This window comes from Planococcus sp. YIM B11945 (assembly GCF_050864155.1).
In the GTDB taxonomy this organism is placed as follows: domain Bacteria; phylum Bacillota; class Bacilli; order Bacillales_A; family Planococcaceae; genus Planococcus.
On record NZ_JBOZWR010000013.1, the window covers coordinates 1 to 15,440 of the forward strand.

The 15,440-nt window shown below is 45.2% G+C and carries 15 protein-coding genes, 1 tRNA gene, 1 other RNA gene and 1 other annotated feature; of the genes, 14 read left to right on the forward strand and 3 right to left on the reverse strand.

From position 1 onward, the window contains the following. The first annotated feature begins 210 nt into the window (after positions 1–210). The 3 genes from ACRRQV_RS17905 to ACRRQV_RS17915 all read left to right on the forward strand — a co-directional run bounded on the left by ACRRQV_RS17905 (position 211) and on the right by ACRRQV_RS17915 (position 3,730). Positions 211–687, forward strand: a complete 477-nt coding sequence (locus tag ACRRQV_RS17905; protein ID WP_432533661.1) for a glutathione peroxidase — start codon at positions 211–213, stop codon at positions 685–687. A 104-nt stretch (positions 688–791) separates the two neighbouring features. Continuing rightward, on the forward strand, positions 792–2,255 hold the full coding sequence (gene guaB / locus ACRRQV_RS17910; protein ID WP_432533619.1) for an IMP dehydrogenase: 1,464 nt from the start codon (positions 792–794) through the stop codon (positions 2,253–2,255). Positions 2,256–2,425: 170 nt separating this feature from the next. Further along, positions 2,426–3,730, forward strand: coding sequence for a D-alanyl-D-alanine carboxypeptidase family protein (locus tag ACRRQV_RS17915; protein WP_432533622.1), 1,305 nt, complete (start codon positions 2,426–2,428; stop codon positions 3,728–3,730). Between the two features lie 21 nt (positions 3,731–3,751). On the opposite strand, the gene ACRRQV_RS17920 is transcribed toward ACRRQV_RS17915, so the two are convergent. Continuing rightward, positions 3,752–5,161, reverse strand: coding sequence for a PLP-dependent aminotransferase family protein (locus ACRRQV_RS17920; RefSeq protein ID WP_432533625.1), 1,410 nt, complete (start codon positions 5,159–5,161; stop codon positions 3,752–3,754). Between the two features lie 148 nt (positions 5,162–5,309). Beyond that, positions 5,310–5,516, forward strand: a binding site (T-box leader). A 63-nt stretch (positions 5,517–5,579) separates the two neighbouring features. Here ACRRQV_RS17920 and serS point away from each other — a divergent pair. After that, a complete protein-coding gene (gene serS, locus ACRRQV_RS17925; RefSeq protein WP_432533628.1) occupies positions 5,580–6,854 on the forward strand; it encodes a serine--tRNA ligase in 1,275 nt (424 codons plus the stop codon). Positions 6,855–6,947: 93 nt separating this feature from the next. Next, a complete protein-coding gene (locus ACRRQV_RS17930; protein WP_432533631.1) occupies positions 6,948–7,817 on the forward strand; it encodes an alpha/beta fold hydrolase in 870 nt (289 codons plus the stop codon). Here the strand turns inward: ACRRQV_RS17930 and tadA are convergent. Beyond that, complete coding sequence (gene tadA, locus ACRRQV_RS17935; RefSeq protein WP_432533634.1) at positions 7,812–8,300, reverse strand: tRNA adenosine(34) deaminase TadA; 489 nt, start codon at positions 8,298–8,300, stop codon at positions 7,812–7,814. The two genes, ACRRQV_RS17930 and tadA, sit on opposite strands and share 6 nt — an antisense overlap. Before the next feature lie 130 nt (positions 8,301–8,430). On the opposite strand from tadA, the gene ACRRQV_RS17940 reads away from it, so the two are divergent. From ACRRQV_RS17940 to ACRRQV_RS17950, 3 genes are all read left to right on the forward strand, one after another. Then, positions 8,431–9,294: a YitT family protein gene (locus tag ACRRQV_RS17940; RefSeq protein ID WP_432533637.1), complete on the forward strand. Its 864-nt coding sequence runs from the start codon at positions 8,431–8,433 to the stop codon at positions 9,292–9,294. Between the two features lie 90 nt (positions 9,295–9,384). Further along, the gene (locus tag ACRRQV_RS17945; protein WP_432533640.1) at positions 9,385–10,023 is read left to right on the forward strand and encodes a deoxynucleoside kinase; all 639 of its coding nucleotides are present in this window, start codon (positions 9,385–9,387) and stop codon (positions 10,021–10,023) included. Then, complete coding sequence (locus tag ACRRQV_RS17950) at positions 10,020–10,691, forward strand: deoxynucleoside kinase (protein WP_432533643.1); 672 nt, start codon at positions 10,020–10,022, stop codon at positions 10,689–10,691. Before ACRRQV_RS17945 ends, ACRRQV_RS17950 begins: the two co-directional genes overlap by 4 nt. Before the next feature lie 151 nt (positions 10,692–10,842). Here ACRRQV_RS17950 and ACRRQV_RS17955 read toward each other — a convergent pair. Next, a tRNA-Ser gene (locus ACRRQV_RS17955) sits at positions 10,843–10,935 on the reverse strand. Positions 10,936–11,107: 172 nt separating this feature from the next. On the opposite strand from ACRRQV_RS17955, the gene ffs reads away from it, so the two are divergent. The 6 genes from ffs to ACRRQV_RS17985 form a co-directional block, all read left to right on the forward strand. Next, an RNA gene (gene ffs, locus ACRRQV_RS17960) (signal recognition particle sRNA large type) lies at positions 11,108–11,374 on the forward strand. 601 nt (positions 11,375–11,975) lie between these two features. Beyond that, positions 11,976–13,706, forward strand: coding sequence for a DNA polymerase III subunit gamma/tau (gene dnaX / locus ACRRQV_RS17965; protein WP_432533646.1), 1,731 nt, complete (start codon positions 11,976–11,978; stop codon positions 13,704–13,706). A 28-nt stretch (positions 13,707–13,734) separates the two neighbouring features. Next, the gene (locus tag ACRRQV_RS17970; RefSeq protein WP_432533649.1) at positions 13,735–14,055 is read left to right on the forward strand and encodes a YbaB/EbfC family nucleoid-associated protein; all 321 of its coding nucleotides are present in this window, start codon (positions 13,735–13,737) and stop codon (positions 14,053–14,055) included. Between the two features lie 12 nt (positions 14,056–14,067). Then, a complete protein-coding gene (gene recR, locus ACRRQV_RS17975) occupies positions 14,068–14,664 on the forward strand; it encodes a recombination mediator RecR (protein ID WP_432533652.1) in 597 nt (198 codons plus the stop codon). A gap of 13 nt (positions 14,665–14,677) precedes the next feature. Next, positions 14,678–14,893: a YaaL family protein gene (locus ACRRQV_RS17980; protein ID WP_432533655.1), complete on the forward strand. Its 216-nt coding sequence runs from the start codon at positions 14,678–14,680 to the stop codon at positions 14,891–14,893. A 330-nt stretch (positions 14,894–15,223) separates the two neighbouring features. Beyond that, positions 15,224–15,440 (forward strand): hypothetical protein (locus ACRRQV_RS17985; RefSeq protein ID WP_432533658.1); only part of this gene is annotated, 217 nt, incomplete at its 3' end.

Sequence of the window (15,440 nt, forward strand, 5' to 3'; positions counted from 1 at the left end):
CAGTTAAGCTCTTTTGCGCCGATGGTAGTTGGGGGTTTCCCCCTGTGAGAGTAGGACGTCGCTGGGCAACCAGTCAAAGAAGCCGTTACCGGTTCCCGGTAGCGGCTTTTTTGCGTTCTTTTTATTTATATCTGCCGTTTAATCATATTTCTTGTACATCTTCTTTCCTAGCGCTACTCTAAAAGAAAATAAGAAATGGAGATGTTTCGCATGAGCTCGATATACGAATATGAAGTAGAGAAACCAAATGGGGAAAAAGAATCGTTGGAAAAATTCAAAGGGCAACCGATGATTATTGTGAATACGGCAAGCAAATGTGGGTTTACTCCGCAATTTGGAGAACTACAAAATTTGTATGAAACATATAAAGGTCAAGGGCTCCAAATTTTAGGTTTTCCGAGTGGCCAATTTAATGATCAAGAATTCGATAATCAAGACGAGACGATGGAGTTTTGCCAAGTAAATTATGGCGTGAGCTTTCCAATGTTTGCGAAGATTGATGTAAAAGGAGAAAATGCGGATCCTTTATTTAAATACTTAACGTCAGCACAAAAGGGATTGTTGACAGAAGGCATCAAATGGAACTTTACAAAATTTTTAGTGGATCGCGAGGGGAACGTTGTGAAACGGTATGCACCTCAAACCTCCCCTAAAAAAATGGAGGAAGACGTAAAGAGATTGCTGTAAACAATTATTCGGAATAGTTTTTCTATTTTCGTTTTCTTGACACCCTATAGGCACGCTGATAACCTTACAATAATATTCATAAGGAAGCAGGAGGCATGTCAATTATGTGGGAGTCTAAATTTGTAAAAGAAGGTTTAACTTTTGATGATGTTTTGCTTGTACCAGCTCAATCAGAAGTTTTGCCTAAAGATGTGGATTTGTCCGTGGAGTTAAAACCGGGAATCAAGTTGAACATTCCTATTATTAGTGCGGGGATGGATACGGTAACGGAAGCGAAAATGGCAATTGCTATGGCGCGCCAAGGCGGTCTTGGCATCATTCATAAAAATATGAGCATCGAAGAGCAAGCGGAACAAGTGACGACCGTAAAACGATCTGAAAATGGCGTAATTACGGATCCGTTCTTCTTGACTCCTACGCATCAAGTGTTTGATGCGGAACATTTAATGTCGAAGTACCGCATCTCTGGAGTTCCTATTGTAAATAATGAAGAAGAGCAAAAGTTGGTCGGCATTATTACCAATCGGGATTTGCGTTTTATCCAAGATTATTCTTTGCAAATCAATGATGTGATGACGAAAGAAAAGCTTGTAACAGCTTCAGTTGGAACCACACTGGAAGATGCAGAAAAAATCTTGCAGCAATACAAAATTGAGAAATTGCCGATTGTTGATGATCAAGGGATATTAAAAGGCTTGATCACTATCAAAGACATTGAAAAAGTCATTGAATTCCCGCATGCTGCAAAAGACGTACATGGCCGTTTGTTGGTCGGTGCGGCAGTTGGGGTTACTTCAGATACAATGAGACGCGTAGAAGAGTTAGTAAAAGCGCATGTGGACGTCATTGTGTTGGATACAGCTCATGGCCATTCAAAAGGTGTATTGGAAATGGTTCGGCAAATCCGAACAGAATATATTGATTTGGCCATTATTGCTGGAAACGTCGCGACTGCTGAAGGAACAAAAGCACTGATTGAAGCAGGGGCAGATGTTGTTAAAGTCGGAATTGGGCCAGGATCAATTTGTACTACTCGTGTAGTAGCAGGGGTCGGCGTTCCACAAATCACCGCAATTTATGATTGTGCAACAGAAGCGCGTAAACACGGCAAAGCAATTATTGCCGATGGCGGAATTAAATATTCTGGAGATATCATTAAAGGTTTAGCAGCAGGCGGCCATGCGGCCATGCTAGGAAGTTTGCTGGCTGGCACAACTGAAAGCCCGGGAGAAACTGAAATTTTCCAAGGACGCCGTTTTAAAACTTACCGCGGCATGGGTTCTATTGCTGCTATGGAAAAAGGATCAAAAGACCGTTACTTCCAAGATGAAGCAAAAAAATTGGTGCCAGAAGGAATTGAAGGGCGTCTTCCTTATAAAGGGCCGCTTGCCGATACGATCCACCAATTGCTCGGCGGCATCCGTGCAGGAATGGGCTATTGTGGGACACCGGATTTACAGACCTTGCGCAATGAAGCTCAATTTATCCGTATGACTGGGGCAGGATTACGTGAAAGCCATCCGCATGATGTGCAAATCACAAAAGAATCCCCTAACTACTCAATCTAAAATAAATGAATAATTTAGCACTCTTTTTCGTCAGATTATAGGTGGAAAGAGTGCTTTTTTCATGTTTTTGTTCCAGAACATCCAGAATATGATAGAATGGCTAGGGGAAACTAAAGACGGAGGTAATTAATAAAGTGAATAAAGGTTTAAGAATGACAATGTTGTTGACTATGATTGCTATATTTGCACTAACGATTCTCGTTCCGCAGCAAGCAAAAGCGGAAGATTCTTTAAATGTTATGGCAGATGCTGCAATTTTGGTAGATGCTGACACGGGAAAAATTTTATATGAAAAAAATGCAGAAGCTGCTCTAGGCATCGCGAGTATGTCGAAAATGATGGCTGAGTATTTGATGTTTGAAGCCATTGAAGAAGGCCGGATTACGTGGGATCAAAAATATACGGTAACTGACTATACATACAAGATTTCACAAGATCGGACGCTCAGCAACGTGCCTTTGCGTGTTGGAGAATCTTATACGATCGAAGAGCTATACCAAGCAATGGCGATTTATTCAGCCAATGCTGCTACGATTGGGATTGCTGAAACGATTGCAGGATCTGAAAGTGAATTTGTACGATTGATGAATGAGAAAGCAGCCGAATTTGGCCTTAAAGATACGAAATTTGTTAACTCGACTGGGTTAAACAATGCCGATTTGATGGGCATGCACCCTGAAGGCACTGGCGATAAAGATGAAAATGTCATGCCAGCACGTTCTGTTGCGAAATTGGCAAAGATTTTATTGGATAAATACCCAGAAGTTTTAGAAACAACAAGCGTTCCAAAAGCTGTGTTCCGTGAAGGAACAGAAGATGCAACCAATATGCCGAACTGGAACTTCATGCTGCCAGGATTGGTTTATGAATATGAAGGCGTAGATGGCCTAAAGACCGGTACGACTAATTTTGCGGGACATTGCTTTACAGGAACTGCTACACGCGGTGATCAGCGTTTGATCGCGGTAGTCATGAAAGCTGTAGACAACAAAGGCGTCGGTTCTTATGAAGCTCGCTTTGATGCAGCCCGTACACTATTCGATTTTGGATTTAGCCAGTTTACGACTGAAGAAATTGTTCCTGCCGGTTATCAGTTTAAAGGAAATGAAACTTTGCCAATTACAAAAGGTAAGGAAGATGAAGTAAATATTGAAGTACAAGAACCGATTTCAATGATGATCCGGACAAACGATAAAGATTCGTACAAACCGGAATTGGTGATCGATGAGTCGCTTTTGAAAGATGGGAAATTAGAAGCGGCCGTTAAGAAAGACCAAGTGGTCGGAACTGTTAAAATCTCCAAAGAAGGCGGAGAAGACTACGGCTATTTGGATGAAAAGGCAAGTGCAGTAAACGTGGTGGCTGCTGAAAAAGTAGAACGCGCGAACTGGTTCTCGCTATCTATGCAAGCGGTTGGAAGTTTCTTCGTTTCTATGTGGGGCGGAGCTACTGATTTTGTAAAAAGCATTTTTTAAATCGGAAAAGCAGTTCATCTTTTATGAAGATGAACTGCTTTTTTTTATGCCCCAACATGCCATTAAGCGTTCTACGGCTTGCTCAATTTTATCTTCAGGCAATCCGCCGAACCCCAAAATGATTTGGGGAGGAAAAACGGCTTTTTCATGCACATCATAAGACTGTAAGCCCGCTATCCGAATTTCAGCTTGTTTGGCTAAATCGATTAATTCTTTTTCAGTTCGTGCAGTTTCAACGGTCAGCACAATGTGCATGCCGGCTTGTTCACCGGAAATTGTTACTACTGGTGCGAATAAAAGCAGCGAAGACGTCAATTTCTCCAGTTTTTTTTGATACAACTTGCGCATGCGGTTTAAATGCCGGGCGAAATGTCCTTCCTGCATGAAACGCGCCACGAGCTGCTGTTCCAAGCGCGGCACGGTGGAGGAATAGTGAAGAAACGTTTCGCGGTACGCACGCATTAGTTGTTTAGGCAGCACCATATAAGCAATGCGCAGAGAAGGCATCAGCGATTTTGAAAATGTACTAATGTAAATGACCCGCCCACTCTTATCCATACTTTGAAGCGCTGGAATGGGACGGCTTGTATAGCGGAATTCACTGTCGTAGTCGTCTTCAATGATATAGCGATCGCCAGCAGCAGCCCAATTCAATAATTGGGAGCGTCTTGTCGCACTCAACACCGCGCCTGTTGGAAACTGATGGGAAGGTGTAACATAGGCGACATCTACAGCGGACGCTTCAAGTTCTTTTACACTCAGTCCGTCGTGGTCTACTGCAATTGGGACGGCTTTTCGGTCATAATGGCTAAAAATATTATGCGTCAAGGCATATCCCGGATTTTCAAAACCAAATTCCAGTGCTTTTGGCAAGAGGCGAATAAGCAGCGGCATCAACTGCTCGGTTCCGGAGCCGATAATGATTTGACCGGCATCGCATACCACGCCGCGCGATTGAAACAAATAGCGTGCGATTTCTTGCCGCAGCGTTTCGTCTCCTTGCGGATGGCCAGACAGCAAAAGTTCATGATTGGATTCGTCGATTACGTCTTTAGCGATTTTGCGCCAAGTTGAAAACGGAAAAGACGGCGTATCGATTTTTCCCGAGTGAAAATCAAATCGATAGTCGATTTGTTCATGGATCACCGGCTCATGGTGTGGCACATCCAAATAAGCCAGTTCTTCTACGGGCTGGGCGTAATAGCCCTTACGCGGCCGAGATTCAATAAACCCTTCTGCAACAAGCTGTCCGTAGGCGAGTTCAACCGTTGTTTGGCTGATGGCCAAAAAATCGGCCAGTTTGCGCTTGCTGGGCAATTTCGTATTAACGGAAATGTTGCCGCTGATGATGGCTTCTTTGATTTCTTGATAAAGCTGCTGGTAAAGCGGGGTGTCATTGTTTCGTTGAAGCTGAAACATCAGCATGTCCATGTGGTTCTCCTTCTGGCCTGGTTAAGAAAGCAAAAATGGCCTTTTTTATGGGGTCACTTTTAGTATACTGGAAATGGATAGAGTTTTTCCATACCGACACCCTCTTGCCAAACGTGAGGCTTTATAGTAAAGTATGATTAATTTCAAAGTAGAAACGTTGATGGGAACTAGTAAAACGATTGTTTTTCTTAAGAGAGCCGGTGGTTGGTGCGAACCGGTGAAAAACGCGTTTGAATCCACCCCGGAGTTGCATGGCGGTTGAAGCCATTGCCGGTTTAAATGCCGTTATGTGATGAAGAGGATTGGCTTTGGCCGATCAATCAGGGTGGCAACGCGGGTAGCTCTCGTCCCTTTCCAGGGATAGGGGCTATTTTTGTTGTCTTTTTTTCATTGACGTAAATTTAAAGGAGGAATTTTCATGTTGGATATTAAGTATATACGCGCTAATTTTGAAGAAGTGACAGCAAAACTCGCAAAACGCGGGGAAGACATTTCGGTTCTGGAGGATTTTGAAGAACTGGACGCAAAACGCCGGGAATTGATTGCCCAGACGGAAAAATTGAAAGCGGAGCGCAACGAAGCTTCTCAAAACATTGCGGTGATGAAGCGCAATAAAGAAAATGCGGATGAAGCCATTGCGAAAATGCGTGAAGTCGGCGAGCAAATCAAAGAAATCGACGATGTTTTGCGTGAAGTGGAAGACCGACTAAATTACATCATGATGCGTGTGCCGAACATTCCGCACGACAGTGTACCGGTCGGCGATTCTGAAGACGACAACGTGGAAATCCGCACTTGGGGCACAAAGCCGGAATTTGCGTATGAAGCTAAACCGCATTGGGATTTGGGCACTGATTTGAACATCATTGATTTTGAACGGGCAGCAAAAGTCACAGGCAGCCGCTTTGTGTTCTACCGCGGCCTTGGGGCGCGACTTGAGCGGGCACTCATCAACTTCATGATGGACCTTCACCAAGAAGAACACGGCTATGAAGAAATGCTGCCGCCATATCTTGTCAACCGCGAAAGCTTGACGGGAACAGGCCAGCTTCCGAAATTCGAGGAAGATGCGTTCTTGATTGAAAAAGAAGATTACTTTATGATTCCGACATCTGAAGTGCCGGTTACGAACTTTTACCGCGATGAAATCTTGGCAGGCGATATGCTGCCGCAAGCCTTCGCATCTTACAGCGCGAATTTCCGCTCTGAGGCCGGTTCTGCAGGCCGTGACACGCGTGGGCTAATCCGACAGCACCAATTTAATAAAGTCGAGCTGGTGCGCTTTGTGAAGCCGGAAGATTCTTATGACGAATTGGAGAAATTGACGGGGCATGCGGAGAAAGTTCTTCAGCTTCTGGGGTTGCCATACCGCGTCTTGAAAATGTGTACAGCCGATCTTGGCTTTACGGCAGCAAAGAAATACGACATCGAAGTTTGGATTCCGAGCCAAGACATGTACCGCGAGATTTCTTCTTGCAGCAATTTTGAAGATTTCCAGGCACGCCGCGCAAACATCAAGTTCCGCCGTGAAGCAAACGGCAAACCGGAATTTGTGCATACATTGAACGGCAGCGGCTTGGCAATCGGCCGGACGGTTGCAGCACTTTTAGAAAACTATCAGCAACAAGACGGGACGGTTGTCATTCCAGAAGTTTTGCGTCCCTATATGGGCGGCAAAGAAGTTATCAAATAAAATCCCAAGGACCTAAAAGCTGACGGCTTTTAGGTCTTTTATTTTTCTCAGAACGGGTATAGAAGAGGAAAACTGTTTGGAAGGGGCGTTTCGATGGAGCATCTTTTTGTAGAGACCAATGGCATTACGCTTCACGTTGTTGCAGAAGGGCCGGAAGATGGACCGCTGGTATTGCTGCTGCATGGGTTCCCGGAATTTTGGTATGGCTGGCGGCATCAGATAGGGCCGCTTGTGAAAAAAGGCTACCGTGTGGCGGTGCCGGATTTGCGGGGCTATAACTTAAGCGACAAACCGCAGGGGATTGAGCAGTATACCCTCGATTTGCTAAGGGATGACGTTACGGGAGTGATCGACCATTTCGGCAAAAAAAGCGCCATTGTCATCGGCCATGATTGGGGAGGCGCAGTGGCGTGGCATATGGCGGCGACAAAGCCTGAATATGTCAATAAGCTGATTGCGGTGAACATTCCGCATCCGAAAGCAATGCCGCGGGTACTAGCGAAAAATCCGCTGCAATGGGTGAGGAGCTCGTATATCGCCTTTTTCCAATTGCCGGAGCTGCCGGAAAAAGCGCTGGCTGCCGATTATTTCAAAACGATGGTGAACAGTTTAGTCTCGACCAGCAAGCCGGGTGCGTTTTCGGACGAGGAATTGGCGGTTTACCGGGAAGCCTGGGCACAGCCTGGGGCATTGACGGCGATGCTCAATTGGTACCGCGCCATTCGGGAAGGCAATGTGCTGCAGGTGCCAAATCGGAAAATCACCGTGCCGGTACGCATAATCTGGGGGAAAGGCGACCAGTTTTTGTCGCCGATGCTGGCTAAAGAAAGTTTGAATTTCTGCGAAGACGGCAATTTGGTGTTTGTGGACGATGTCACCCACTGGATTCACCACGAACAGCCGCATACCTTGAATTTGCTGATTGGCCAATTTTTGGGCGAAGAAAAAGCGAAAGCCTTATAGCGGCTTCCGCTTTTTCTTTTTGTTTTCCCGGATGTTGCGAAAAAACTGGGTCAATAACTGGCCGCATTCATCAGCCAAGACGTTTTCTTTCACGTCGCATTGATGGTTAAAGCGTTCGTCATTGAGCAGCCGGTAAAGGGAATCGACACTGCCGGCTTTGGCATCGCGGGCCCCATAGACGACACGGGGAATGCGCGATTGTAGAATGGCCCCGGCGCACATGGGACAAGGCTCTAACGTAACGTAAAGGATGGTTTCTTCAAGCCGCCAGCTTTCAAGGTGGTTGCAAGCATCTTGAATGGCTAATAATTCCGCATGCGTTACGGCGTTTTGCGTCGTTTCCCGCAAGTTATGGGCACGGGCGATCACTTCGCCGTTATGGACGATGACCGCGCCAATCGGCACTTCACCTTTTGCTGCGGCTTTCTGTGCTTCTTCTATTGCTAACTTCATGTAGTAGTGATCTTGCTCTAGTCCATTCATGCATATCGCTCCTTAAGCATCAGTTTACCATTTTTTAATAAAAAAACTTACTAAATAAAAGTCAAGGAAAGGCAAAAAGGCATTTACTAAGTTAAAATAGTAGTAGACCTAATGCTCAAGGAGAGATTGGATGCCCAAAGTACATAAGAAGGAAACTTTTTTGCATTTCCTCATGCGTTACGCTTTTATTTTAATCGGCGCCACCATGGCTGCTGTAGCAATTGAACTGTTTCTCGTCCCTAATTCTATTATTGATGGCGGCATTATCGGTATTTCACTGATTTTGGACTTTTTAACACCGATTCCATTTGGTATTTTAATGGTTGTCATCAACTTGCCATTCCTTTTTTTCGGTTATAAACATATCGGCAAGAACTTTTTCTTGTCTTCGATTTTTGCGATTGTGGCTTTAGCTATTATTGAATTTCCGCTTCATCCAGTACCGGGTGTCATAGACGATCCCTTATTGGCAACGGTATTCGGCGGGCTGCTTCTTGGCGCAGGCGTCGGGCTTGTCATCCGGAACGGCGGAGCACTCGATGGAACGGAAATTCTCGGGATTTTATTGACCCGCAAATTGCCGTTTTCGGTCGGTGAGTTTGTCATGTTCGTCAATGTGTTCATCTTTCTGTGGGCAGGCTTTGTGCTTGGCTGGGAACATGCAATGTACTCCATTTTAACGTATTATATCGCTTCCAAAACCATTGACGCGGTCATTCAAGGCTTGGATGATACGAAAGCGGTCATTATTGTGTCGGATGAATATGAAGAATTAGGCGCGGCCATCAATTCACGCTTGGGCCGGAGCGTAACAAAACTGCACGGCAAAGGCGGCTATGAAGAGTCTACAAAAGACGTCATTTACGTAGTAGTTACGCGATTGGAAATTACGAAATTGCGGCAAATCACCAGCGACATTGATCCAAAAGCGTTTCTTACGATCATGGCTACACAGGAAGTCCACGGAGGCACGTTTAAATCAGCAATCCATTAATGGGTTGCTTTTTTGTTCTACTTTTAGCGGAGAGTCTGTGGTAAAATAAATGGCATTGTAAATATTCGAAAGAAAAAAGGAGGACTTCTAATGCCGGTACCATTTATCACGGTAGAAGGTCCGATTGGTGTTGGCAAAACGTCCTTGACGAAAGCCTTAGCCGATCAAAATCAGTTTCAAATGCTAAAAGAAATTGTCGATGAAAACCCGTTTTTAAATAAATTCTATGAAGACATTGAAGAATGGAGCTTCCAGACGGAAATGTTTTTCTTATGCAACCGTTATAAACAATTGTCGGATATTCAAAAAAAGTTCATTTCCAAACAAGAACCGGTCGTGGCCGACTACCATATTTTCAAAAACTTGATTTTCGCGAAACGCACGTTGCCAGTAGATGAGTATGCAAAGTACGAAGCCATCTACAAAATCTTAACGGCGGACATGCCGAAACCGAACATGGTCATTTATTTGCATGCGAGCCTCGATACGCTCATGAAGCGCATCAAGCTGCGGGGCCGGGATTTCGAGAAAATGATTTCGCCTGCCTATATGGAACAGTTATCGGCGGATTACCACGAGTTTATTGAGCGTTTTGAACGCGAGCATCCGGAAATTCCGGTTTTGCGGTTTAATGGAGACGAGATGGATTTTGTCCAAAACGAAGGAGATCTAAAACTGATCTTTGATAAAGTGGATGAAACCTTACAAAAAAGGAGTTTATTAATATGAATTTGCGAGAAAAATACGGAATTCCGGAAAATGCGGTCATCACGATTGCGGGGACGGTAGGCGTTGGAAAATCGACAATGACCAAAGCGCTTGCGGATGCTTTGCATTTCCGCACTTCTTTTGAAAAGGTCGATTCGAACCCTTATTTGGATTTGTTCTACGATGATTTCGAAAAATGGAGTTTTCATCTTCAAGTGTATTTCTTGGCAGAACGCTTTAAAGAACAAAAGCGCATGTTCGAATACGGCGGCGGTTTTATCCAAGACCGTTCGATTTACGAAGATACCGGCATTTTCGCGAAGATGCACTGGGAAAAAGGCACAATGAACGACGTCGATTATGAAACGTACACGAATTTGTTCGAAGCGATGGTCATGACGCCTTACTTCCCGCATCCGGACCTTTTGATTTACTTGGAAGGGTCGATTGAAGACATTCTAGGGCGCATCCAAGAGCGCGGACGCGCAATGGAGCAGCAGACGCCTGTCGAGTACTGGATTGAAATGCACGAACGCTACGAGAACTGGATCAACAATTTCAACGGCTGCCCGGTGCTTCGTTTGAACATCAACGATTACGATTTGATGGAAGACCCGACATGCACCGAACGCATCGTGGAACGCATCGGCCATTTCATGCAGCAAACGTCTTCTATATTGAAAAAATGATTTTATCCCTTGAGCGGAGAGTTGCTCAAGGGATTTTTTATTGGAATGATTGTATTATTTCCTGGGAAATAACTTTTCTGGCAAAACAAAAAAGCAGCTGGCGGAAAGCCAGCTGCTTTTGATATGTATAAGAATAAATAATTTAAAAAAATGGAGGAGGAAGAGGGATTCGAACCCCCGCGGGATTTGACTCCCCTGTCGGTTTTCAAGACCGATCCCTTCAGCCAAACTTGGGTATTCCTCCGTGTTAAGACAAGAATTAATTTATCACGTATCGTTTCCGGTTGTCAACAGATTTTGAAACTTTTTTTGAGATTCTTTTGGAGAATGTGTGATTTGCCGGCAAACAGGCGTGTTTCTATTTCTTCAAGCTTCCTCGTTGCTTTTTATTCGATAAATTTGTATACTAATAAATGCCGTGCTAGGTGGGGAGGTAGCGGTGCCCTATAACCTGCAATCCGCTCTAGCAGGACTGAATCCCTTTCCGAGGCTGTTTGTATTGCAAGGCCTGCCTCTTGCACGTAGTGTTGACGTTTGGGTCCTGCGCAATGGGAACCCATGAACCATGTCAGGTCCGGAAGGAAGCAGCATTAAGTGGAACTTCTCATGTGCCGCGGGGTCGCCTAGATCGAGCCAACGACAAGGGTAACGCTTGTGTGCAGCAGTCAGAGAAAGGTGCACGGCAATAACTTAGAATTCAAACCTGTTCGCTTTTATTAGCGGGCGGGTTTTTTGTTTGTCTATAAGTTAAACTAAAAAGGTGCTTTTTTATAAGCCGCTTCGGTCGCTTTGGGAAGAGCAAAGACGATTGCTCCTGCGCAAGCTCGTCGCAAAGGAGGTGCCCCAAGTTTTTGGGGTCCCTCCTTGGCTCTCGCAATAAGCCGAGCCCGTGGACGCGCCGAAGCTAAGAGATTTCTAATTACCAGAAGAGATGACCAGCAGGATCGTTCTATTACTGCTTGCAGGCTAGAAGATATGGAGCAAACCAGCGGAGAAACCCGTACTGTTTCTGCATCGCTACGCTAGCTTCGAAACATGAAAGAGCATTGCTCCTGCAGTGCTGCGCACTTCGTCGCAAAGTATCGGCCTCACTGCCTTCAGGATTTCGGCGAGAGCCCGCGGCAAGCGGAGCTGTTTTGCGGAATAACGGCAATTTACTAATAGTACTTACAATTTATAGAGATAAATAATAGCTCCTCAGGCAGCGAAACCGTTCAGAACAATACCGAATTTATGGTATAATAAAAGGACGGAAATTACATTTTCAAGAAGGAGAGAACTACGTTGGCGTATCAAGCTTTTTACCGTGTGTACCGGCCCCGGACTTTCTCGGAAATGACGGGACAGTCGCACATCAAACAAACCCTTCAAAATGCTCTCCTTTACAATAAGACCACGCACGCTTATTTGTTCTCGGGGCCAAGAGGGACAGGGAAAACAAGTGCGGCGAAAATTTTTGCAAAGGCGCTCAATTGTGAGCGTGCACCGGTTGCAGAACCGTGCAACGAGTGTGCATCGTGCACAAGCATCAATGCCGGATCCAATACGGATGTTATTGAATTTGACGCAGCTTCCAATTCACGCGTAGAAGAAATGCGGGAAATTATCGAGCGAGTGCGTTTTTCTCCAGCCAATTCACACTTTAAAATTTACATCATTGATGAAGTGCACATGCTTTCGAACAGCGCATTCAATGCGTTATTGAAAACATTGGAAGAACCGCCCGAACACGTCGTCTTTATACTGGCGACTACCGAGCCTCATAAATTGCCATTGACCATTATTTCACGCTGCCAGCGCTTTGATTTCAAATCGCACACGCAAGTGGATTTGGTGAAGCGCATGGTCGAAGTGCTGACCGATGCGAAGATTCCTTATAATGAACAAGTGCTGAAAATCATTGCCCAAGCAGCAGCGGGCGGCATGCGGGATGCGTTGAGCTTGCTCGATCAAGTGGTGTCCTTCAGTGGAGACGAAATGACCGTAGAAGATGCGCTTCTTGTAACGGGATCAATCAGCCAGGACATGTTTTACGATCTTGCTGAATCATTGCTTGCAAAAGACATCGGGCAGGCGTTGACATTGCTTGAGCGGCTCGTGCGGGACGGCAAAGACCCGGTGCGGCTCGTGGAAGACTTTATCACGTTTTTCCGGGACTTGCTGTTGATTCAAACAGCACCGGATCTACACGATATGCTGGAGCTAGCAAGCCACGAAGAACGGTTTGAAGAACTGGCCAAACAATTTGAAGCGGCTACGCTTTATGACTGGATCGACGTGTTGACGAAAACCCAGCAGGAAATGCGCTTTTCCAACCATACGAAAATTTACATGGAAACCGCATTGCTGAAAATGGTGCAAGCAGACGCTCCGATTCGATCGGGTGCTTCGGCTTCGCCGGAACTGGAAGTGAAAGTTACGCAGCTAGAACAAATGGTGCGTGAGCTGCAGCAGCAATTGAAAAATGGAGCGGCACAAGCACCGGCAGCGGCTCCTGTTGAAGCGAAACGGCGCCAGTCGCCGCAAAGCAGCTTTAAAATTCCGACCGGCCGCATCCAAGACGTATTGAAAAATGCGACCAAAACGGATATACAGGCGATTAAAACCAACTGGGCAACCGTCATGGCGCAATTGCAGCGCTCACACGCAGCTTTATTAAATGAAGCGGAGCCCGTAGCGGCATCAGCAGATGCATTTGTGTTAAAATTCAAGTATGATATTCATTGCCAGATGGCGTCAGACAACCAAAGTTTTGCCATTGCTTTCAGCCAATTGCTGGAGCAGTACACCGGCAAAGCCTATAAACCGGTTTTTGTGCCCGATGCCAATTGGCTGAAGATCCGTGAAGAGTTTATTAAAAGCAACGGCTTGAAAACGAGCACCGATGACCAAGAGGCGGAAACTGAAGAAGACCATCCGTTTTCATCGGATGGGGAAGCATCTCAGGAAGATCCGTTTATTTCAGAAGCGGAGCGGCTTTTTGGAAAAGACTTTGTGGAGATCCACGAAGATTAAAACATTCTATTAGAGGAGGAAATCAATTATGCGCGGTGGAGGAAATATGCAAGGCATGATGAAACAAATGCAGAAAATGCAAAAACAAATGGCGGAGGCGCAAGAAGAACTCGGTACATTGAAATTTGAAGGAACAGCAGGCGGCGGCATGGTGAAAGTAACCGTTACTGGACATAAAGAAGTGCTTGATATGGTCTTGGATCCGTCAGTCGTCGATCCAGAAGATGTTGAAATGCTTCAAGACTTATTGGTGATTGCAACAAACGAAGCGTTTAAAAAAGCGGATGAACATGCGAATTCCACAATGGGGAAATTCACTAAGGGGTTAAATCTTCCAGGCATGTTCTAGGAGGCAAACAGAATGCATTACCCTGAACCAATATCGAAATTAATGGAGAGTTTCATGAAATTGCCAGGAATCGGGCCGAAAACAGCGGCCCGGCTGGCATTTTTTGTGCTTGGAATGAAAGAAGACACTGTGCTCGATTTTGCGAAAGCGCTGGTCGATGCGAAACGGAATTTGAGTTTCTGCTCGAATTGCGGCCATATCACGGATGTGGATCCTTGCCATATTTGCCAAGATCCGCAGCGTGACCGGACGACGATTTGTGTGGTTCAAGATCCGAAAGATGTCATTGCAATGGAAAAAATGCGTGATTACAGAGGGTTGTACCATGTGCTGCAAGGTGCGATTTCTCCAATGGACGGCATTGGACCAGAAGACATCAACGTTCCTTCTTTACTAAGAAGATTGCAGGATGAAGAAGTGGCCGAATTGATTTTAGCCACCAACCCAACAATTGAAGGGGAAGCGACGGCAATGTACATTTCTCGCCTCGTCAAACCTTCAGGAATCAAAACCACGCGCATTGCCCACGGTTTGCCGGTCGGCGGAGACTTGGAGTATGCGGATGAAGTAACCTTATCCAAAGCGCTTGAAGGACGGCGTGAACTGTAAGAGGAGATTCGAGATGTTGTTTTCAAGAAAAGGGAAATTGAAAAAAGAATTTGATGAGCAGCTGATAAGCCAGTTTATCGATGTGAAACAAACGCTGAAAAAAGCGCAGATGCTGGAGAGCCTATCAGCGGACTATGATTTGCACCTCGCGGCTGAATGCAAAATTGCGGAGAGCAAGCATTTGTTTCTATTGAGAGAAGCACGTGTTCGAAAAGTGAAGATCCAGTAAAGGCAATGGCTTTTCCAGCATTGCTTTTCTTTTTTTGTAGAGGCTTCTTCTATATAGAAGGAAAAACAAATAATGTTTTTCCAATATAGTATAATTAGATGGCGTAATAAGTGAGGTTGCTTGAGTGGTATAGTGATGGCGAGGATGAAGCAGAAATAGAAAGAAGTGAATGTTCCTGTTGACATAGCAATAAGGACGATATATACTAATAAAGTTGCCAGCGAAACAATGACGTTAAGAATATCATAAATAATATTTATGGTTGACACGGAATTGAATAAAAGGTATACTAATAAAGTTGTCGCAAACGACAGCCTGAAATGATGAACCTTGAAAACTGAACAGCAAAACGTCAACAAAAGACGTTTCAAGCGCTTGTCGCGAGAAACGGATTTCTGCGAAGGTCGCGCAAAACGGCCGGAGCAAACAACTACTGATCAGCATTTATGCAGATCAAGCGCCAACGCGTTCTTTCGGGGACGGTTGGTGCGCCAGCATGAGCAATCAAGCTTCTATAATGGAGAGTTTGATCCTGGCTCAGGACGAA

Excerpts from the sequence above, each read along its gene's own strand:
- ACRRQV_RS17905 (WP_432533661.1), top strand. The coding sequence starts at position 211 with ATGAGCTCGATATACGAATATGAAGTAGAGAAACCAAATGGGGAAAAA.
- ACRRQV_RS17945 (WP_432533640.1), top strand. The coding sequence starts at position 9,385 with ATGCCGGTACCATTTATCACGGTAGAAGGTCCGATTGGTGTTGGCAAA.
- ACRRQV_RS17930 (WP_432533631.1), top strand. The coding sequence starts at position 6,948 with ATGGAGCATCTTTTTGTAGAGACCAATGGCATTACGCTTCACGTTGTT.
- ACRRQV_RS17950 (WP_432533643.1), top strand. The coding sequence starts at position 10,020 with ATGAATTTGCGAGAAAAATACGGAATTCCGGAAAATGCGGTCATCACG.
- ACRRQV_RS17915 (WP_432533622.1), top strand. The coding sequence starts at position 2,426 with ATGATTGCTATATTTGCACTAACGATTCTCGTTCCGCAGCAAGCAAAA.
- ACRRQV_RS17970 (WP_432533649.1), top strand. The coding sequence starts at position 13,735 with ATGCGCGGTGGAGGAAATATGCAAGGCATGATGAAACAAATGCAGAAA.
- ACRRQV_RS17980 (WP_432533655.1), top strand. The coding sequence starts at position 14,678 with ATGTTGTTTTCAAGAAAAGGGAAATTGAAAAAAGAATTTGATGAGCAG.
- tadA (WP_432533634.1), bottom strand. The coding sequence starts at position 8,300 with ATGAATGGACTAGAGCAAGATCACTACTACATGAAGTTAGCAATAGAA.
- recR (WP_432533652.1), top strand. The coding sequence starts at position 14,068 with ATGCATTACCCTGAACCAATATCGAAATTAATGGAGAGTTTCATGAAA.
- serS (WP_432533628.1), top strand. The coding sequence starts at position 5,580 with ATGTTGGATATTAAGTATATACGCGCTAATTTTGAAGAAGTGACAGCA.
- ACRRQV_RS17920 (WP_432533625.1), bottom strand. The coding sequence starts at position 5,161 with ATGGACATGCTGATGTTTCAGCTTCAACGAAACAATGACACCCCGCTT.
- guaB (WP_432533619.1), top strand. The coding sequence starts at position 792 with ATGTGGGAGTCTAAATTTGTAAAAGAAGGTTTAACTTTTGATGATGTT.
- ACRRQV_RS17940 (WP_432533637.1), top strand. The coding sequence starts at position 8,431 with ATGCCCAAAGTACATAAGAAGGAAACTTTTTTGCATTTCCTCATGCGT.